The sequence below is a fragment of the Hyphobacterium sp. CCMP332 genome, assembly GCA_014323545.1.
GTDB lineage: Bacteria > Bacteroidota > Bacteroidia > Cytophagales > CCMP332 > CCMP332.
Genome location: CP058647.1, coordinates 1,963,362 through 1,983,082 on the forward strand (window position 1 = coordinate 1,963,362; position 19,721 = coordinate 1,983,082).

Below are 19,721 nucleotides of genomic sequence, written 5' to 3' on the forward strand. Positions count from 1 at the left end.
GGTTCAATTGAATATCTGTAAAAGCAGTTCGCGACTTTTTTTTGAATGAAGATTAAAATTACCTAGGACTATAGAATAATTGATGAGTAATATAACAATAGCCGCTAATGAATATTCTATTTTGAATGATATTAATAGAAAGAAAACAGCAGCCAGAATGCAAATTGATGTCCATAAACTCAGGTACAATTTGGAACCTCTAAACAGGTCATACTCCAATTTAAGGAGTGATTCATCTTCGCCTTCAACAAATTCTCCGCGAATCATCGGAATAAAATATTGAGGATAAGATGTGTTTTGGGAAATGATGAAAGAATTTTCTTTTAACAAGCCGTTGAAAAAAATATTCTCAGTGTCTTTTGAGTTTTTCCGACTTGGAGATGCGACTTTCTTCTTGAGTTTATCAAGTAAAATGTGTTGAGGTGTAGTAAACAAATGTGTCTCCCGGATGTAAAGTCCTGGAAAATACATTATTTAACTGCAATGCAGGAAATTTCCACATTTACATCTTTCGGTAAACGAGATACTTCAACTGTTTCTCTTGCGGGGGGGTCCTCTTTAAAGAAATTGCCATAGACCTGATTTACTTTGATAAAATCATCCAAATTCTTTAAGAAAATACTGCATTTAACTACGTGTGAGTAATCCATACCGGCCTCATTTAATATGGCACCAATGTTTTCCATAACCCGCTGGGTCTCAAGCTCAATGTATTCAACTTCCATTTTACCGGTATCGGCATTCATGGCAATCTGTCCGGATACATAAAGCGTATTACCTGCATAAACCGATTGGGAATAAGGCCCGATTGGTTCGGGTGCATCGCTTGAATTGATAATTTTTTTGCTCATTTTTGAAATTCTGAATTAAGAATTAAAGATATGAATGTTTTTGCGATAGGTGGAGAAAAACGCACAAAGGAATTAAAGGCACTATATAATCAAATTCAAACAGCCGAAGATTTTGCCGGAATTTCAGATAAAATTAAAACCGGTGATGCGGTGATTCATTTTTGGGAGAGCGAAAGCCTTGACGATTTACAATGGTTATTAGCCAACCGGGAAATTCACGTTTTAATAAATACCCTTAACACAAGCCTATCTGAATTAAGAGTATTCATTGGCAAGGTCAATTCCAATATAATGGGATTTGCAGGCATTCCCGGATTTATAAATAGAAACAAATGGGAAATCACAGCTTTGGATGATCATTCGATTATAAATTCAGAAGAATTATTCAAGCTTTTAAAAGTAAAACCAATTCGGGTTGAGGATCGAGTGGGGATGGTTACACCGCGTGTTGTAACCATGATAATAAATGAAGCTTATTTTACCGTTATGGAAGGAACGGCAGAAAAAGAAGACATTGATATTGCAATGAAATTGGGTACGAATTATCCGGAAGGTCCATTTGCCTGGTTAGAGAAAATTGGAATAGAGCATGTTTATGAATTACTCGATGCTCTCTACGAAGATACTAAAGAAGAACGGTACAAAATATGTCCCTTGTTAAAGCAGGAGTATCTTAAAGCAATGAATAATTAACATTTTTGTTGGGCAGTTAAGCTAATGTCCGCGTAAAGTACAATTGCGATAAAAATATTATTCTACCGTCACAGATTTAGCCAAATTTCTTGGTTGATCAACATTAGTTCCTCTTAATACGGCAATATGATACGATAAAAGTTGCAATGGAACAACAGAGACCATTGGCGACAATGCTTCATGACAATGGGGAATTTCAATGGTATAATCTGCTATTTTCGGAATTATATCGTCTCCCTCTGTGACTATTGCTATTATTCTACCTTTTCTGGCCTTTACTTCCTGGATATTGGAAATTATTTTTTCATAGGAACTGTCCTTTGTTGCTATCACAACCACTGGCATTTCTTCATCAATTAAAGCAATTGGACCATGCTTCATTTCTGCTGCCGGATAGCCCTCTGCATGTATATAGGATATTTCTTTTAGTTTTAATGCACCTTCCAGTGCAACAGGAAAATTATATCCTCTACCCAGATATAGGAAATTGCTAACATCTTTAAATTCTTTTGCTATTTTCTTAATAAGCTCATCTTGTTTGAGCACTTTTTCAACCTTGTCGGGGATTGAATTCAAGTCCACAAGAATTTCCTGATAAGTTCTTCTTCTCAAAGTACCCCGAGCATCTGCGAGAATTAAAGCCATCATCGAAAGCACGGTAAGTTGTGCGGTGAAAGCTTTGGTACTTGCAACTCCAATTTCGGGACCTGCATGGGTATAAGCCCCTTCATGAGAAAATCTTGCAATCGAAGATCCAACTACATTGCAAACACCAAATATTATTGCCCCTTTGGATTTAGCAAGTTCCATAGCCGCCAAAGTATCTGCAGTTTCGCCGGATTGTGAAATAGCAATTACCACATCCCCTTCTTTTAAAACAGGATTTCTATAGCGGAATTCAGAAGCGTATTCAACCTCTACCGGTATCCTTGCAAATTCTTCAATCAAATACTCTGCAACCAGTCCCGAATGCCAGGAAGTACCACAGGCCACAATGATGATTCTGTCTGCCTTTACGAATTTATTGTAGTACTCGCGAATCCCACCTAGAGCAACTTTACCATTATCAAGCTGTACTCTTCCTCGCATAGAATCGCGAATTGATTTAGGTTGCTCAAAAATCTCTTTTAACATGAAATGGTCAAAACCACTTTTTTCAATGGATTCCAACTCCATTTCCAGTTTATGTATTAAGGGGCTTTTAACAACATCTTCTGTGTTTTTAATTGATAGATTTCCGTCTCTGATAACTGCGATTTCAAAATCATCCAAATAAACAACTTCATTAGTATATTCTATGATTGGGGTTGCATCCGAAGCAATCAGGAACTCATCTTTCCCAACGCCAATTACTAAGGGACTTCCTTTTCGTGCGGCAATTAATTGATTGGGATTGTCCAGAGAAATAATGACAATTGCATAGGCGCCAATTACCTCGTTGAGTGCCAAACGCACTGCTTCCTCCAGAAGACAATCGTGAGAGTTTTTGATGTATTCAATGAAATGAATTAAAACCTCTGAATCAGTTTCACTGGTAAACTTATGTCCTTTGCTTTCCAGTTCTTTCTTAATTGAACTGTAATTTTCAATGATTCCATTGTGAATTATTGCATGATCCGCGGTAGAAGAATAATGCGGATGGGCGTTTATATCATTTGGCTCACCATGAGTAGCCCAACGTGTATGGCCTATTCCAACTACGCCTTCTGTATCTTGATTTTCAATAAAGGCTTCAAGTTCAGAAACTTTCCCTTTTTTCTTGAAAACTTTAAGATCTCCATTTAAAATTGCAATTCCAGCGCTGTCATATCCGCGATATTCCAATCGGTGCAATCCTTTTAAAATGATAGGTGCAGCTTGCTTTTGTCCTATATAGCCAACTATTCCACACATAATTCTCTACAATTTAATTGATAGGTATGTAATACACAATAAGTTTGACGGGGCTTTCTTCATCTTTATAGGCCCCAAATTTCAATTGATTAACAGAAGATCCATTCAAAGAAGGAATCATAATTAAATCTGTAACACTTTCTCTACTACTAATTAATTCTCCAAAATAGGATGTAACATCCACAGAATAGGTATTATTAAACCTGCTTCCCGATCCTACTTCTCCACCGTTATATAATTCAAGGTTATCATTAGAATCCACTTTAAACAAAAACAGTTCAAGCGGGGGGGAATAATAATCATCATTATCTAAATCGGCATCTATGGATAATATGGCTTGTTCAACGATTATATTTCGATGTAGGTTTCTTAAATTTTTAAATGTAGGAAAATCAAAACGACTGATTATTCCTGTACCTGCGAGTAAAAAAACTTCATCATTAGTAAGATCTGAGCTAATCTTTTGATTGTTTGCTTTTAGATCGGATAAAAGGGGTGGCCGGTCATGTATAATTTGATTAAACCTTTGATAATTGACCGATATCGGAAATTTATAAAAAGTAGTATCTGCTGTTGAGTCAACACTTGTTCTGTAATAAAGGAAGATTCCTGAAGTGATGGTAGATGTTGTCGAAGAAGCCGGATCCACCTCAAAACCAATTACAGACCCTTCCGAAGTCTTCGTAATTAATGCCAAACCTTTAAAATATTCGATAAAGTCGAGCGGATCATCGAAAAACTCCAATTCTCTATCATTAAAAAACTTCTGTCCGAGACCACTTAAATTTATTCTCAAATTTTCATCCTGAATATCCTGGGCTGAAAAGACCACTTCTGCTTCTGCTTCCTTATCGTATTCGAGCGATTCAGATGCTAAATAGCTCTTCCTGAGATCAAAACCTTCTTTTAAGCGGTGAATACCCATTTTAATACTGGCATCAGGATTTCCAAATACATAATTTGGCCTTAATACTAAAACCATCGAATCAAACTGCGGGTTTTCAATATTTAGAAAATTATTTCCGGTGATTGCGGTTTGGAGAAATGCATTGCAGGTTGTTGTACCAAAATTTTCATTCTCTATTTTCCCAACCAGCAAGGTACTTGCCGAAGAAGTAACAATTGAGTCTCTTAAAAAAGTACTCGTTTCTATGTCAAATGTATCGACAAGAATAGCCTGCAGGTTATCGCCGTTGCCAATACCGGGTGCAGAGATATTTTCTTTATTTGTGCAAGACCAAAGAAAAAAGGCCGGTACGATAAATCGAACCAGCCAAGATTTTAATAACATATAATTTTTCGAATTAACCTGCCAAATCGTTGTATAGGTTGTATACATTGTCAACCATTTCATCATCGGAAGCAATGGTTTCAAGTTTTTTATTGCTTTGCAAATCTTCAAATATTGTTGCGAGATTATCTTCAACGGCATCTCCTGCGTGGAGTACTTTGTCGGCATATTGGGTTGCAATTTTAATAAATCCTTCGAAATCCGCTGACTTTAGAGGACTAAGAAGATTCTCATCTATGTCAATCATCCTTGCCTTCTCAAGTAAATCTTGACCAAATTTATGTGTAAATCCGTTATCATAAACGGTATATACACTCTTGGCACTCTTGAAAATAGGATCATTTTTATATGTTGTTTTTAAATAAAGTGGGATTAAACCTGTGATCCAGTCATGACAATGCACTATATCCGGAGCCCAACCAAGTTTTTTTACGGTTTCTAAAACACCTTTGCAGAAAAATACTGCTCTTTCACCGTTATCCTCGTAAAACTTATTTTGTTTATCGTAGAAAACGGACTTTCTGTGGAAATAGTCTTCATTGTCGATAAAATATACCTGTAATTTGGCATTAGGGATAGAAGCAACCTTTATTACAAGTGGTTTTTCCTCATCACCAACCGGAATATTTATGCCTGAAAGTCTAACAACTTCATGCAATCTGTTCTTTCTTTCGTTTATTAAACCAAAGCGGGGAACAAGTATTCTGATTTCCATACCCCTTTCCTGCATAGCCTGAGGCAATTTTCTTACGAATTCTGCCACTTTGGTGGTTTGAAGAAATGGATTGATTTCTGATGAAGCGTAAAGAATACGAAGCTTTGACATATATAATGGATTTGTTAAAAGATTGGCTAAATAGCTCACAAAAATACCACTAATTTTGAATATTTACAACCATATGCTTTATTTGGCTCCATTCTAATAAAGCCCGGCCTTGGATGTAATTAGCCGAATTGACCACCTGAATGAAATTGTTCGGGACAATAAGAATTATTTAAAGACCTCTGGATTTGTACCCACGATGGGCGCTTTGCATGAAGGTCATTTTTCTTTGATAGCAAGAAGTATCAGAGAAAATGATATTAGCATCTGCAGCATCTTTGTTAATCCTCTTCAGTTTAACAACCAGGTTGATCTTAAAAAATACCCCAGGGATCTGGAAAAGGATATTGATCAATTAAAAAGTCTAAATTGTGACTATGTATTTGCCCCTGACAGTTCAGAGTTTTATAGAGAAAAACCAAAAATAGAATTGGATTTTGGTTTATTGGGAAGTGTATTGGAGGGTCGATTCAGACCTGGTCATTTTAACGGTGTTGCTATTGTTGTATCTCGTTTGTTGCATTTGGTTGAACCGGATAAAGCTTATTTCGGGTTAAAAGATTTGCAGCAATATTATATTGTGCGTCAAATGTGTCTTGATTTGGGTATTAAATCTGAGATTGTTCCTTGCGAAATCATTAGGGAAGATGATGGATTAGCCATGTCATCCAGAAATAGGAGGCTCGCGGAGGAGGACAGGAAAATTGCACCTTTGATTTACCAGAGCCTCAAAACTATTAGATCTGAAATACAGAAAAGCGCTAGGTTTAGTAATGCGTTAAAAACGCAAATAAAACTTGAATTACAACGAAATAATATAAAATCGGAGTATCTTGAATTGGTAAGTTTGCCTGATTTTGGTTTAAACCCAATGCTCAAAAAAGGGAATACTTATGCCATATGTATAGCTGTAATGCTTTCGGATATACGACTGATAGATAATATTAGGTTCCAATTGTAAACAATAAAGGAACTAATTAGAAAGCATTTGGTTATTTTATAACTTTGCAGCCTCAATTTTGAGCTTCATGAATATAGAAGTCCTTAAGTCAAAAATCCATCGTGTAAAAGTTACACAGGCCGAGCTTCATTATGTTGGTAGTATTACTATAGATGAAGACCTGATGGATGCCGCCAATATTTTCGAGAATGAGAAAGTTCAGATTGTTAATATTAATAATGGTGAAAGACTGGAAACTTATGTAATTAAAGGTGAAAGAGGTAGTAAAGATGTATGTCTCAACGGTCCCGCAGCAAGAAAGGTACAGGTTGGAGATATTATCATTATTATATCTTATTGTTCCATTGATTTAAATGAAGCCAAGAGCCACAAACCAGTGGTTATTTTTCCCGATTCAAATAATAGTGTTTCTTAACTTATAAAAGGCTGAAAAAGACAATCATATATATCTTGTCATTTGTCGCCGGGGGCGGCCTGATCTGGTATACTTATCGAAACGAAAACATTGGCGATGTAATATCTAAAATCAAAGATGCACACTTTGAATTTATATTACTTTCTTTTTTGGCTATGATTTTAAGTCATATTGCCAGAGCCTATCGATGGAACCAATTGTACCAAACCATGGGATTTAACCCGGGTACGGGACGATCATTTCTGGCTGTTATGTTTGGATATTTTATGAATCTGGCAATACCCAGGGCCGGTGAAATTTCCAGATGTGCGATTTTGCGTAAAACAGATAAAATTCCTTTAGAAGAAAGTATAGGAACAGTGGTCGCCGAAAGAGCATTTGATCTGCTTACGATTATTGTTATCGTAGCACTTGCCTTTTTATTCAATTATGAACTGTTCAATCAAATATTAAGTGCCACACAAAATACCAATGGTGAGAGTACTTCTGAAGGTTCGAGCTATTTGCTTTGGATTTTTATTGGAATACTTTCTGTACTTTTCTTTATGTATCTGCTCAGAAGAAGACTAATGAGATATCGGTTTTTTGCAAAGATTGGAGCCTCATTGCAAAAAGTAGGTACCGGAATTATGAGCATCAAACACGTTGAAAACAAATTCATGTTTCTTTTCAATACAGTGGTGATTTGGGTAATGTACTTCTTGGCAAGTTATGTTGTATTTTTTGCCATTCCCGCTACTTCACATTTAGGATTGGATGTGGCGCTTACCTTATTAATTGTAAGCACAATGGCAATGATAGTCCCTGTTCCTGCCGGCAGCGCATATCCTCTTTTTGTACAAACAGCTTTAACCATTTATGGAGTTTCAACTTCAGATGGTAAAGTATACGCTACAGTAATGTACGGATCCACGGTACTTATGATATTTATAATTGGCGGAATATCATTTTTAATTGCGGCCTGGCTGGCAAGTAAAAGCGAATGATTGTTACAGAGAGAAAAATAAGTACACTTAAGGACTTTCTTGTATTAAGAGACAAACTTAAAAAGAAAGGCAAAAAACTTGTTTTTAGTAATGGCTGTTTTGATATCGTACACTTAGGACATATCGATTATTTACAAAAGGCCAGAAACTTAGGTGACTTTTTAGTTCTTGGGCTTAATAGTGATAAAAGCGTCAGAATGCTCAAAGGTGAAGGCAGGCCTATAATTGATGAGGCGTCACGTGCCAGATTAATGGCTTCCATGGAATTTATCGATGCTGTCATTTTGTTTGATGATTTAACTCCTAAAGAACTTATAAATGCCATTTTGCCAGATATTTTGGTCAAAGGGGATGATTATTTAATAAAAGATATTGTTGGCTCAAATGTTGTTATCGAGCATGGAGGTGAGGTCAAAACTATTTCCTTGGTGAAAGGGTATTCGACTTCAAAAATTATAGAGAAAATAAAATCTTAAGCCATGTATATATTAATAATAATACTATTTGCTATAGTCAGCTTTGCAGTGCAAGCAAGATTAAAAAGTAAATTCAAAAAATACTCACAAACACAACTTTCCAGTAATCTAACGGGCAAAGAAATAGCTGAAAAAATGCTCAGGGATAGTGGAATTTACGATGTTAAGGTCACTCATGTGCCGGGGAAATTAACTGATCATTACAATCCTGCTTCAAAAACAGTCAATTTGAGCGAAGAAGTATATTTTGGGAGAAATGCCGCAGCTGCTGCGGTAGCTTCACATGAATGTGGTCATGCAGTGCAACACGCCAATGCATATAGTTTTCTTGAGTTCCGGTCAGCCATGGTTCCAATTCAAAATGTCAGTGCAAGAATTATCAACATCGTATTTATAATGATGTTTTTTGGTGCATTCTTTCTTCAGGGAGCAATTCCTATGGAAATGGCTTTACTCGTAATTATTGGATGCTACGCAGTGTTTACACTCTTTGCTTTCATCACACTACCTGTCGAATTTGATGCGAGTAAAAGAGCTCTGGCCTGGATAAGCAATCAGGGAGTTGTTAATGCTAATGAACACAATATGGCAAAAGATGCATTAAAATGGGCAGCAATGACTTATGTAGTAGCAGCCATTGCTTCTTTAGTTACGTTGATGTATTGGATAATGATGTTTTTGGGTAGAAGAGATTAAATAACACAAAATAAACAATAAATGGATTTTCAGTTAACGGAAGAGCAGATAGCGGTAAGAGAAGCAGCGAAAGACTTTGCTCAAAAGGAATTGCTTCCGGGTGTAATAGACCGTGATACGAAACAGGAGGTTCCCCTGAAACAATTAAAAATGATGGGAGAATTGGGATTTATGGGCATGATGGTGGACCCAAAATACAATGGTGGAGGAATGGATACTGTTTCGTATGTTCTTGCTATGGAGGAAATTTCTAAAATTGACGCTTCTGCTTCTGTTGCAATGTCAGTTAACAATTCCTTGGTTTGTTGGGGTCTTGAAACCTATGGTACAGAAGAACAAAAGGAAAAATATCTCAAGAAGCTGGCAAGCGGTGAAATGATAGGTGCTTTTTGCCTTTCAGAACCCGAAGCGGGATCAGATGCCACTTCGCAAAAAACAACGGCGATAGACAAAGGAGATCATTACCTATTAAATGGAACAAAAAACTGGATTACAAACGGGGGTATTGCAGATGTTTGCCTTGTAATAGCTCAAACATATCCTGAAAAAAAACACAAGGGCATCAATGCACTTATTGTTGAAAAAGGATTAGAAGGATTTGTGGTAGGTAAAAAAGAAGACAAACTTGGAATAAGGGGCTCGGATACACATTCGCTCATGTTTTCAGATGTAAAGGTGCCAAAAGAGAACCGAATTGGCGAAGATGGTTTTGGATTCACCTTTGCTATGAAAGTACTCGATGGAGGCAGGATTGGTATTGCTTCACAGGCTTTGGGAATTGCAAGTGGGGCCTATGAATTGTCTCTTCAATATTCAAAAGAACGAAAGGCTTTTGGTAAGGAAATTTCAAAACATCAGGCAATCCAGTTTAAATTGGCCGATATGGCTACGCAAATTGAAGCAGCAAGGCTATTGTGTTTAAAAGCCGCAAAACTTAAAGATGATCATGAAGACTATGCAACTGCAAGTGCTATGGCAAAGTTGTATTCTTCAAAAGTAGCCATGGACACAACAATTGAAGCAGTTCAGGTACATGGTGGTTATGGATACGTAAAAGAGTTTCATGTAGAGCGGCTGATGCGCGATGCTAAAATCACTCAAATCTATGAGGGGACTTCGGAGATTCAAAAAATAGTTATATCCAGAAGCATCCTATCGTAAGGAAACGGTGGTCAATATTGGAATTTTTCAAAACACTCTTCGGAGTGTTTTTTTTTGATTTGTGAAATTTACTAAATTACATGCCCTTTTGTTAATGCATTTTACTAAGATAAATTTGGATTTATCAAACTCCAACAATGGAGGACTACAATAAAATATTAGAAAGTTTAAGTATTAAGTTTACCAGTTTGAGGAATGTTAAAGTTCTTCAGCCTCATAAGGTTTTCAATTTCTATGACTTTGAGAATACTATTATCTTGGTTCACAATGGAGAAATCTCCACAGAGAATGGGCAGGTTACTGCAGCGCAGGGCGATTTATTGTTCATACCCGCGGGAAAAACGATTACTATAAGTTTTGGAAAGGGTAGTTTTACTGAATTACAACAGGAGAAATACTTAGTTGATAAAAGCAAGTTTGTTAGCTATACTAAAGAAAGGGTACCGGCGCTCAATCCTGAAGGATCCTATAGTGTATTATCATTTGAAGCTAAAATATTTGATTCAGTCAATTTTTATTCATCACTGGACATACCTCCATTTTTAATTAAGGAGCGGCCGGCGATTGTAAATCTTATTTTAGATACGATCAAAGAGGAATTTACAGAATTGCCGGGCAAGGAGCGCATAAAAAAATGCAATACTGAAATAATAGTTTTGGATATATTTCGCTATATCCTAGACCATAAAATATTTATTGAAAAGCTTGCAACAAATTTGAATTATTTCAAAGACCCAAGACTTATTGATATTTTTAATTTTATCAAAACAAATTTGGGTGGAGATCTTTCAAACAGAGTTTTGGCCAATGTTGCCAATGTTTCAGAAGATTATGTAGGCCAGTATTTCAAATCAATGACCGGCATTAACCCACAGGATTATATCGAATATCAGAGAATGGAGAAATCCGTTGGGCTTTTAAGAACTACAAAAAAGAGCATTCGGGAAATTGGAATTGAAGTAGGATATAAGGACACTGCCTATTTCTGCAGAAGATTCAAAATGATGTTTGGAATTTCTGCAGGTAAAATGAGAAAAAGAGAGTCATTGGTCAGAGCCTGACTATTTTAAATAAGCCGAGTTTAATTCTTCGAGACTGACTTCATTGTTTTGCAACGCATTTCCAATTACCACAATATCTGCTCCTGCATCAAAAGCCTTCTCCATTTGTCCATAATTTCGAATTCCACCACCCACGATTAATGGGCCTCTTATTTCATTTTTTACAGCACTGATTACACGTGAAGGAATTGGATTCTTTGCACCGCTTCCGGCATCTAAATAGGTTATTTTCAAACCTAAATATTGTCCTGCTAGCGCTGTACACGCGGCAATATCAGGTTTGTCAGCAGGAATTGGCACTGTATTACTCATATATTGTACTGTAGTTGATTTACCTCCATCTATGAGCATATAAGCAGTAGGTAATACTTCTATTTTAGCTTCTTTGATTAATGGGGCAGAAATGACTTGTTGACCGATCAAATAGTCGGGATTTCTTCCGGAAATAAGTGAAAGGAATAAAATAGCATCTGCCTTATCGGAAATATGTCCCGAGTTACCCGGAAATAAAATTACCGGTTTTGAATTTATACTCTTCAAATTCTCTATTAGCTCATCTAAGCTTTCCTTTTTTAAAAGACTTCCTCCAACAAATAAATAACTCACATGTTTAAAATCTACAGAAAATAAATTTTTCAGCGATTCGTTTTGATATTCATCCGGATCCAATAATAGAGCCAGCGACTTTTTTCCTTGTTGAGAATCTTTTATGATTTTACTAAGGATTCCCTCCATTACTTTGTTGTTTACTTTTGTTTAAATCCGGTAGTACAATACTCTTAGCAATTCCAATAAAAAATGGGATCGCGAGAGTTTTAAAAGCAGAGCCAAATCGCGATGGCTTTCTTTTATATTTATTCTTAAAATTTTCTTTGTTTTCTTCTTTGTCTGAGGATTCTGAAAGGAGTTTATAAGAAAGAGCAATTCCAAGACCAATAGAGCTCACTATTAATACGTTTTTTCCAAATTTTAAGGTGCTTTCTTCCAGATCTTCCCGAACTGATTCAAATTCTCTCCAATAGGCATCAGCCTTTTCTAATAGCTGTTTTCGTTCCGGACTTATGTAGCTGTTATTTTTACTCATTTTTATCGAAAATAAAGAAGTCTATTATACGATGAAATACTAATTGAAGTCTCTTACTTTTTCGCGTAAGAAAGAGTAATATCATAACAATAAAGAAAAAGGCAGCCAGTATAAAAAAACCGTAATATCTGCTATTTGTAATTTCATTAAGGTAAAAAGCCAGCCCCAGTGAAATAAAAAATAAGATCAAAAGGAAAATAAGAACGACACCAAAGAGAAAAGTTCCTTTCATTAGGTACTCGCCGCTCTGTTCTTTGATGTCCAGCTTTAACAGTTCCACACGGACTTCAACATATTTCTTAGCTATTTCAATTATCTTTTGTAAGTCGGAAACCATATTTCAGCTTGTTCGAAATATAAATATCGTAAAAATGAGCCCTTTGTTCGATTCTTATTTGAGAATTATAATCCCGGAAAAATAAATTAAGAGAAAAGGAATCAGAAAAAAAGTTACAATTATATAACCAAAACCAACCAATCTGTATTTTACAGTGGCATTTCCAAGTCGTTTGGCAATATAAATGGGTATGTTTCTTAAAACTGGGAAAGGGTAAAATATCAATACACCTAAAATATTGAAAATTAAATGAACTAAAGCAATGTCCAAGGCGGCTTCAGACTTTGAAATAGCTGCGAGCAATGCCGTTACGGTAGTTCCAATATTCGCTCCCATTAGAAAAGGAAAGGCCTTTTCCAGACTTACCTTTTTAGTAGCTACGAGAGGGACAGTAATTGAAGTCGTTAATGAACTTGATTGTACTACAGCGGTAATACCTGTTCCCCAAAGCAATGATTTTAAAGAATTTCCAAAAAAATACTTTTCAAACTGATCCTGCCTTTCACCTATAAAAAAGCTTCGAATAAGAAATGAAAAAATCCGAAGAGAAATAAACAGCAATACAAAGGATAAGATTACCATAATTATTCCAAATCCTTGTGTAATAGATATAACAAAATTGCTCATTGCCTGAAGTAAAGTGAAAATGACACCCAAACTAATTCTTGAACCTTCTTCTGAATAAATATTCGATGTTAAAAACAATGCCCCCTTAGATAAAATCTTAAAAGACATTTCTAATGGAAAAAGTATGGCAGTAACGAAAATGTTAAAAAAATCATGAGCAGTTGCTGCTGCGATGGCTCTTTTAAATTGATTTTTCTTGGTTATATGCCCTAATGATACAATGGTGCTCGTGAGTGAAGTACCAATGTTTGCTCCCATTACCATGGGGATTGCACCTTCAAAACTTAAGGTTCCTGAGGCAACAAGGGCCACAACCATTGATGTTGTTGTAGAGCTGGATTGAATTATTGCAGTTGCCAAAAGGCCAATAAACAAACTGACAAAGGGATTGGATGTGGCGGAAATTATATGCCTTGCGAAGGGTCCTCCAAATTCTTTAAAGGACATTTCCATCAGGTTAATGGAAAATAAGAAAATGAAGAGAATAAAAATAATAAGTACAATCTTTCCAACCAACTGGGCATGCGAAAGCGAATTTCCGTACTTAAAATTCTTAAAACGGGCAATTTTCATAAGTCGGCAAATATCATAAAAAAGCACTTAATTGTTGAATCTCAGTGCTTAAATATGATTTAATAACATTTAGATCATGTTATTTTAGCCCTTGGTGCCATTCATAATTTGTCTGGAGATGAGTTCATAAATTTCCGCAATTTCAGGATGATCCCTCAGGAGTTTTAGATGCTCATTAATTGTCTCCATATCTCCTCTTTTTGCCGGACCTGTTTGTGCTTCAAAAGGACCCATTTCAAAAGCTTTATTAAGTGTTTCAATCACCAGTGGCTGCAAAAGCGAAAGACTTAAATTTGAGTTAATAAGAATATCATCAGAAATGCTGAGCATGTGATTGACAAAATTATTGGCAAATACAGCTGCTAAATGAAGTTGTTTTCGTTTTTCACTGGAAACAAATGAAACATTCTTGCTAATTGACCTTGCCAATATTGTAAGCTTATCTGAAAGAGCTTCGTCAAAACTTTCCACACAAATTGGAATATTTTTGAATTCTGTTCGTCTTCCTTTGCTAAATGACTGCAAAGGGTAAAATACACCTGTTGAACCCGGAAAATCATTTAATACATCAATATGAGCAAATCCGGAACAATGAACTAGCTGAGCACTTTCCGGTGCTTTAATATCTTTAACAATAGCTCGTAAATTATCATCTTTTGCGGCTAGAAAAATTATTTCAGTATCCTCGGAAGAGAAATCATTATCATCAATAGCCCTGGTATTGTAAAGCGAATCAGCCAATTTTTCTGCCGAATATAAGTGCAGGCTGGAAATGCTGTTTATTATATGGCCGGCATTTTCCAGACAAGGAGCCAGATTACTTGCAAGGTTACCCGCACCAATAAAAGAAATTTTAAAACTTCGAGCCATTATTCGAGCTGTTTGTCTCGCATTTTCTTGAATTCGGTATAACGTCTATAAATAGCAAGACAGAACCCAAAAACCATTATTAAGGTACCAATCCATAATACATTTATCAGCGGTTTTTCCATAGCCTTCATGATAATGTAATCTTTTTGAGCGGTGCTTATGCCAAATTGTATTTCATTTTTTTCAGGGATTATGTTGTGGATCGTCATTTTAATCCCCAATGCTGTAGATTCATCCGGTATTCTTCCCACAAGGTCATTTCTAATTATAAAAACAGGTTCAAGGTAGTATTCCTTGTTATTGCCCATTACTTTAACCTGTGCTTTCACACCTGCCTCTGTGTCTTTAAATTTTATTCCCTCATATTCATAAATTCTTTCAATTCTTTCAAGATATGCAATAAAATCATTGATAAAGAATGTGTCGGAATTCATGTCAATACTTTCAATTTCTATTTCACTCCAATCAAGTTCTTCATTTGGATTTATAATTGATGATACATGCGTGTAAATATCTTTTTCCAAGATTCGTCTAATATCGGGCGATGCGATTAAACCACCCATGGCTTCATTGACCTGTGCTCTGGGGAATAGGGTAAATTCAACTTTGCCTTCTTTCTGATATTCTACTTCATAATAGGTGTTTTCACCAAATACTTCTATGGTATCTCCTTTTTGGTATATAATTTCTCCTTTGTATTTCAAATCCCTTTCTATGATCACCTCGTTTTGATCAGAAGTCGGACTTAAAAAATCTTTATCCAAATAAATGTTCTCTTTCCGACTCTCTACCCTCGGTCCCCTATAAATGACGCTGTATTGATCCATTTGTTGCGGGGCATCTCTCCACAACAAAATGTTTTCTCTATTCATACTTTCCGAGAAGTTCTTGCTGTAGGGAATCCCGCTGGCATTCAAAGAGATAACCTTGGAGTAACCCGAAGAAAACAGAATACCTATTAACATCATGGCTATTCCGATATGGGCAATGGACCCTCCTGAAAGTTTAATATTTGACTTTCTAAGAGATATCAGTATTTTCGAATTGGCAACAATTGAGAATATTGAGGTGCTCATTAAAACAATATATGAGGCTTCATGCATGTCAATTAGCAAAAGTATTGCGCTTGATATCAACATGGCTATAATTGCAGGCGTACTTAAAGCTTGCCACAAGGTTTTTTTATCTATTTTCTGCCACCAAAAAAATTGTCCGATCGCCGAAAGGAGAGCTATAGCAGATGCAAACCAAATTTGAATATTGGAATAATGTGCAATTGGGTCAGGTGGTGGAGCAATGTTAGAATCAATATTAAAAAGTTTGATAATCGCATTAAAAACAGGAATGGAAGTAGTTACAAATACCTGAAATGCCGCAAGGCTTAATGTTGTGGCCCCGATAAATATCCAAAATTCTCTGGAATATGTAGAAACTTCAATTTTGCTCACCGGTATTTCTTTCCACCTTTTGATAAGAAGGCCTGCGCTTATAAACGTGAAAAATAAGAGGTAAATGAGCAATTGGCCTGACATGCCCATATCTGTAAATGAATGGACAGATGTATCTTCCAATACTCCGCTTTTCACAAGATAATTGGAATATAAAATCAGAATAAACGTAGAGATCAACAATATCATTGAGGATTTCAAACCTCTTCCACTTTTGCGATATGTGATCATAATATGAATAGAAGCCACTAAAACCAACCAGGGAATGTATACAGCATTTTCCACGGGATCCCAATTCCAATAACCACCAAAATTCAGAGTTTCATAAGCCCAGTAGCCTCCCATCAGAATTCCCGTTCCCAATATCATAGCTGCCACTAAGGTCCATGGTAATGCAGGCCGAATCCATTCCTGATATTTATTTAACCATAAACCGGATAAGATATAAGAGAAAGGCACCAGAGTTAATGCGAATCCAAGAAATGTTGTAGGAGGGTGAATAACCATCCAGTAGTTCTGTAACAATGGATTTAAACCGGTTCCGTCTTCGGGCACAAAATCGGGGTTTAACTGAAAAACAGGTAAATCCGTCATCACTTCCCTAAGTAATATAAAGGGTGATGTGCCTATTTTTAAATTGACCCAGGGAATAACTACTCCAAGAATCATCGAAGCCAAAAAAGCCTGGACAATCATAAAAATACTCATTGCCGGTGCTTCCCAGTACTTGTTGACACGAATAAAAATTAGGCCAAGTACACTGTGCCAAAATATCCACAACAAAAAGCTTCCTTCCTGGCCTTCCCAAAAACAGGAGATCATGTATTGGGTAGGCAGGTTATTTGAAGAGTGATTCCAGGCGTAGTGATACTCGTAATAGTGATTATAAATAATAGCAAACAAGGAGATTACTGTACCAAAAACAGCAATCACATGGATGTAAAAAGATGTTCGTGCAAATCTCTTCCAGGAGGTTTCGTTTACTTTTTCACGAACTGCGAAAAAAAATCCTATCGAAGATAGAATCGCAGTTATAAATGATATGATTACAAGAAGATGGCCAATTTGGCCAATCAGAGATCTGAACATCAGGAAGCTACTTTTATTTCGTCTTCAACATACTTAGACGGGCACTTCATGAGAATTTTTTCTGCAACAAAAACTTCACCCGACATTTTACCGACAACTACCACCTTTTCCGATCTTTCAAAATCGACGGGTTTAGGTTCATTGTAATAAACCATACATGTATTTTTGTTTTCATCTACCAGTTGAAATGAAAAGGAAAGCTTATCACTCTCATCCATTCCCAGAATTTCACCTGAAGTTGTTTTTGGAAGTTCACCTACAACGTGCACAAGTTTCTCAATTTTTTTATCTGACATTTTTTTTGCCTCATCAAAGGTGACATAGGTTCCGGCATCTCCGGCAGTAGACATAATTATGGCTATTGCTATGGCGATTACTACTATTCCGATTATATGAGATTTTTTCATTTTTTATTCTCCAAAGAATCTACTTCTTTTTCAAGCTGTTTTAGTTTCCGGTCTGTTTGAAATATATAAATCAATATTCCAATTAATATGACTAATACAACGGCGATTACAACGTAGATTTTCCCATTAGCCCTCATTGCATCTGCCATTTCAACTTCCTGGGCAAAACCGGAAATTGGAATCAACAGAACGCTAAGAAAACAGCATAAGAATATTTTTAGTTTAATAATTATCATCAATTTTCTCTTTTAAAAGGGTCATTCTTACTCTTAAGCTGCTTATCCAAAGAATTAGCATAGTCCAGCCGATTATTGAGGGATAAAAAACCATTCGCATGCTATTGTCAAGATCGTAAATATTAAAACCAGGATTTCCTCCACTTCCGGGATGCAGAGAATCGGTTAAGCGTGGCAATATATAAAGCAAAGGGATAAGCGTTGAAAAAGCGAAGATATTATATATGGCACTTATTCTTGCTCTTTGCTGCGGGTCAGTAAATGATCCTCTCAAAACAAAATAAGCCAGATATATCAATAGGGCAATCGCCGCGCCATTTTGTTTGGGGTCCCCGCTCCAGAAAGCTCCCCAGGTGAATTTAGCCCAAATTGAACCGGTTATTATGCCTAAAATCCCCAGAATTACACCTGCATTGGCAGTTTCCAGCGAAAGTATATCATTGTATTTCTTTCCATTGGAAAGGTAACGAATCGCGTAAACCACCGAAATAATCAATACAATCATCATTGAGAACCACATGCTCACATGAAAATACTGATTTCTAATGCTTTCATTTAAAATGGGAATTTTTGGAACCGGCATTAAAAAGCCCCCAATTATGGTGTAAAGCATCAATAAAACAGTGATTATTTTTATATCTAACCTCTTGAAAAAGCCCATAATTTATGAACGCCAAAGATAAGGAAAGAGGAGGTAAGTAAGGCTTCCCATGATGAGGTTTATGCCAAGTAATTGAAGAATCAAATTGAAAATTTCTTCATTTTCAATTCCGGTCAATGCATACTCTGAAAGTTTGATTAAAATTAATAGAATTGGAATTATAACGGGAAAACCCAATATGACCATGAGCGTGCTGGCATTCCCGGTTTTTGATGCGATTCCGGAGATCAAGCTAAGTGCTATTGAGAAACTCAATGATCCCAATAATAGGGTGGCTACAAAAAGAGCAATATCGGCCAGAGGATTTCCTAAAACTAGCGAGTAGAATAGAAAGGCTAAAGCACTTAATAGAAGCATTAATAGTACATTGTAAAAAACCTTAGAGATTATTACGGAAAGTGGTGAACAAGTTTGAAAATAATAATAAAAGCGATCTGATGATTCCTGGATAAAAGTCTTAACAATTGAATTCACCGCGGAGAATACCATAATAATCCAAAATACCGTATTCCAGGTTTCAGGAGCAATGACCGTACTTTTTACTTCAAATGCGATATAACAAATGAATATGGTACAGAACACATAAAGAAGAATTCCATTTAACGCATATCGATTTCTCCATTCAAGACGGAAATCTTTTATCATCAGCGCAAAAACTTCTTTAAACAAAGGAAATTGATTAGGGATCAATTTTAACGAGAGTACCAATTGTGGTATTACTTTGGTAGCTCATTTCAGTTTGGCTACCCGTTTCTGTTATTGTATAAACCCATGTAGGACCGATTATGGTAGAGTCCAGTATTGTTCCATTTTCAAGTGTAAAGCCGGTGATGGTAAAAGAAATGACCCGGTTTTCTTTATCGGAATAATAATTGCCAAAAGTGCTATCCAAATTCGCAGTATCAAGTGGATTATCAATTAAGTTTTTCTGACCGTAGGTTTGATCTTCTAAAAATGTAATAGTAACAATTTCATCGGTCCAGGTACCAAAGATTTGCTCATCCGGTTCAGGGTCACCGGATACACCACAACCCGAAATGATCGCAATGATTAAAAATAAAATCGCATTCTTAATATTCATA

Annotated in this window: 24 protein-coding genes; 8 read left to right on the plus strand and 16 right to left on the minus strand. The window is 36.1% G+C overall.

The window, feature by feature from the left end; all coding sequences use genetic code 11:
- Window positions 1-3: 3 nt before the first annotated feature.
- Window positions 4-471, minus strand: a complete 468-nt coding sequence (locus HZR84_08610) for a hypothetical protein (GenBank protein QNL21997.1) — start codon at window positions 469-471, stop codon at window positions 4-6.
- Window positions 471-851, minus strand: coding sequence for a RidA family protein (locus HZR84_08615; protein ID QNL21998.1), 381 nt, complete (start codon window positions 849-851; stop codon window positions 471-473). The genes HZR84_08610 and HZR84_08615 overlap by 1 nt, the downstream gene beginning before the upstream one ends.
- Before the next feature lie 30 nt (window positions 852-881).
- Between HZR84_08615 and HZR84_08620 the strand changes: the two genes are divergently transcribed.
- Complete coding sequence (locus HZR84_08620; GenBank protein ID QNL21999.1) at window positions 882-1,544, plus strand: 3-hydroxyacyl-CoA dehydrogenase; 663 nt, start codon at window positions 882-884, stop codon at window positions 1,542-1,544.
- Window positions 1,545-1,601: 57 nt separating this feature from the next.
- Here the strand turns inward: HZR84_08620 and glmS are convergent, their stop codons facing one another.
- The 3 genes from glmS to HZR84_08635 are packed head-to-tail and all read right to left on the minus strand — an operon-like array spanning window position 1,602 to window position 5,554.
- Entirely contained in the window at window positions 1,602-3,437 is a 1,836-nt protein-coding gene (gene glmS / locus HZR84_08625; GenBank protein QNL22000.1) for a glutamine--fructose-6-phosphate transaminase (isomerizing), read from the minus strand.
- Window positions 3,438-3,450: 13 nt separating this feature from the next.
- Window positions 3,451-4,728 carry a DUF4270 family protein gene (locus HZR84_08630; GenBank protein ID QNL22001.1) on the minus strand — a complete coding sequence of 426 codons (1,278 nt, stop codon included), beginning with the start codon at window positions 4,726-4,728 and terminating at the stop codon, window positions 3,451-3,453.
- A gap of 13 nt (window positions 4,729-4,741) precedes the next feature.
- Window positions 4,742-5,554: a glycogen/starch synthase gene (locus tag HZR84_08635; GenBank protein QNL22002.1), complete on the minus strand. Its 813-nt coding sequence runs from the start codon at window positions 5,552-5,554 to the stop codon at window positions 4,742-4,744.
- A gap of 109 nt (window positions 5,555-5,663) precedes the next feature.
- On the opposite strand from HZR84_08635, the gene panC reads away from it, so the two are divergent.
- From panC to HZR84_08670, 7 genes are all read left to right on the plus strand, one after another.
- A complete protein-coding gene (panC, locus tag HZR84_08640) occupies window positions 5,664-6,512 on the plus strand; it encodes a pantoate--beta-alanine ligase (protein ID QNL22003.1) in 849 nt (282 codons plus the stop codon).
- A gap of 67 nt (window positions 6,513-6,579) precedes the next feature.
- The gene (locus HZR84_08645) at window positions 6,580-6,927 is read left to right on the plus strand and encodes an aspartate 1-decarboxylase (protein QNL22004.1); all 348 of its coding nucleotides are present in this window, start codon (window positions 6,580-6,582) and stop codon (window positions 6,925-6,927) included.
- A gap of 35 nt (window positions 6,928-6,962) precedes the next feature.
- Window positions 6,963-7,913 carry a flippase-like domain-containing protein gene (locus HZR84_08650; protein ID QNL22005.1) on the plus strand — a complete coding sequence of 317 codons (951 nt, stop codon included), beginning with the start codon at window positions 6,963-6,965 and terminating at the stop codon, window positions 7,911-7,913.
- A complete protein-coding gene (gene rfaE2 / locus HZR84_08655) occupies window positions 7,910-8,389 on the plus strand; it encodes a D-glycero-beta-D-manno-heptose 1-phosphate adenylyltransferase (protein QNL22006.1) in 480 nt (159 codons plus the stop codon). Before HZR84_08650 ends, rfaE2 begins: the two co-directional genes overlap by 4 nt.
- Before the next feature lie 3 nt (window positions 8,390-8,392).
- Window positions 8,393-9,085, plus strand: a complete 693-nt coding sequence (locus HZR84_08660) for a zinc metallopeptidase (GenBank protein QNL22007.1) — start codon at window positions 8,393-8,395, stop codon at window positions 9,083-9,085.
- Between the two features lie 21 nt (window positions 9,086-9,106).
- Window positions 9,107-10,246: an acyl-CoA dehydrogenase gene (locus tag HZR84_08665; GenBank protein QNL22008.1), complete on the plus strand. Its 1,140-nt coding sequence runs from the start codon at window positions 9,107-9,109 to the stop codon at window positions 10,244-10,246.
- A gap of 137 nt (window positions 10,247-10,383) precedes the next feature.
- A complete protein-coding gene (locus tag HZR84_08670; GenBank protein QNL22009.1) occupies window positions 10,384-11,307 on the plus strand; it encodes a helix-turn-helix transcriptional regulator in 924 nt (307 codons plus the stop codon).
- Here the strand turns inward: HZR84_08670 and HZR84_08675 are convergent, their stop codons facing one another.
- The 11 genes from HZR84_08675 to HZR84_08725 form a co-directional block, all read right to left on the minus strand.
- Complete coding sequence (locus HZR84_08675) at window positions 11,308-12,042, minus strand: geranylgeranylglyceryl/heptaprenylglyceryl phosphate synthase (GenBank protein QNL22010.1); 735 nt, start codon at window positions 12,040-12,042, stop codon at window positions 11,308-11,310. It lies immediately after the preceding gene.
- Window positions 12,026-12,391, minus strand: a complete 366-nt coding sequence (locus HZR84_08680) for a hypothetical protein (GenBank protein QNL22011.1) — start codon at window positions 12,389-12,391, stop codon at window positions 12,026-12,028. Before HZR84_08680 ends, HZR84_08675 begins: the two co-directional genes overlap by 17 nt.
- Window positions 12,384-12,728, minus strand: coding sequence for a phage holin family protein (locus HZR84_08685; protein QNL22012.1), 345 nt, complete (start codon window positions 12,726-12,728; stop codon window positions 12,384-12,386). The genes HZR84_08680 and HZR84_08685 overlap by 8 nt, the downstream gene beginning before the upstream one ends.
- Before the next feature lie 54 nt (window positions 12,729-12,782).
- Window positions 12,783-13,928, minus strand: a complete 1,146-nt coding sequence (locus HZR84_08690; GenBank protein ID QNL22013.1) for a Na/Pi symporter — start codon at window positions 13,926-13,928, stop codon at window positions 12,783-12,785.
- Window positions 13,929-14,012: 84 nt separating this feature from the next.
- Window positions 14,013-14,798 (minus strand): DUF2520 domain-containing protein, encoded by a 786-nt coding sequence (locus HZR84_08695; GenBank protein QNL22014.1) that lies wholly within the window; start codon window positions 14,796-14,798, stop codon window positions 14,013-14,015.
- Window positions 14,798-17,335, minus strand: coding sequence for a cytochrome c biogenesis protein CcsA (gene ccsA / locus HZR84_08700; protein QNL22015.1), 2,538 nt, complete (start codon window positions 17,333-17,335; stop codon window positions 14,798-14,800). Before ccsA (HZR84_08700) ends, HZR84_08695 begins: the two co-directional genes overlap by 1 nt.
- On the minus strand, window positions 17,335-17,742 hold the full coding sequence (locus HZR84_08705) for a cytochrome c maturation protein CcmE (protein QNL22016.1): 408 nt from the start codon (window positions 17,740-17,742) through the stop codon (window positions 17,335-17,337). The genes ccsA (HZR84_08700) and HZR84_08705 overlap by 1 nt, the downstream gene beginning before the upstream one ends.
- Window positions 17,739-17,978 carry a CcmD family protein gene (locus tag HZR84_08710; GenBank protein ID QNL22017.1) on the minus strand — a complete coding sequence of 80 codons (240 nt, stop codon included), beginning with the start codon at window positions 17,976-17,978 and terminating at the stop codon, window positions 17,739-17,741. The genes HZR84_08705 and HZR84_08710 overlap by 4 nt, the downstream gene beginning before the upstream one ends.
- A complete protein-coding gene (ccsA, locus tag HZR84_08715; protein QNL22018.1) occupies window positions 17,965-18,639 on the minus strand; it encodes a cytochrome c biogenesis protein CcsA in 675 nt (224 codons plus the stop codon). Before ccsA (HZR84_08715) ends, HZR84_08710 begins: the two co-directional genes overlap by 14 nt.
- A gap of 3 nt (window positions 18,640-18,642) precedes the next feature.
- Window positions 18,643-19,284 (minus strand): heme exporter protein CcmB, encoded by a 642-nt coding sequence (locus HZR84_08720; protein ID QNL23222.1) that lies wholly within the window; start codon window positions 19,282-19,284, stop codon window positions 18,643-18,645.
- A gap of 34 nt (window positions 19,285-19,318) precedes the next feature.
- Window positions 19,319-19,720, minus strand: coding sequence for a hypothetical protein (locus tag HZR84_08725; protein ID QNL22019.1), 402 nt, complete (start codon window positions 19,718-19,720; stop codon window positions 19,319-19,321).
- Between the last annotated feature and the right edge of the window lies 1 nt (window position 19,721).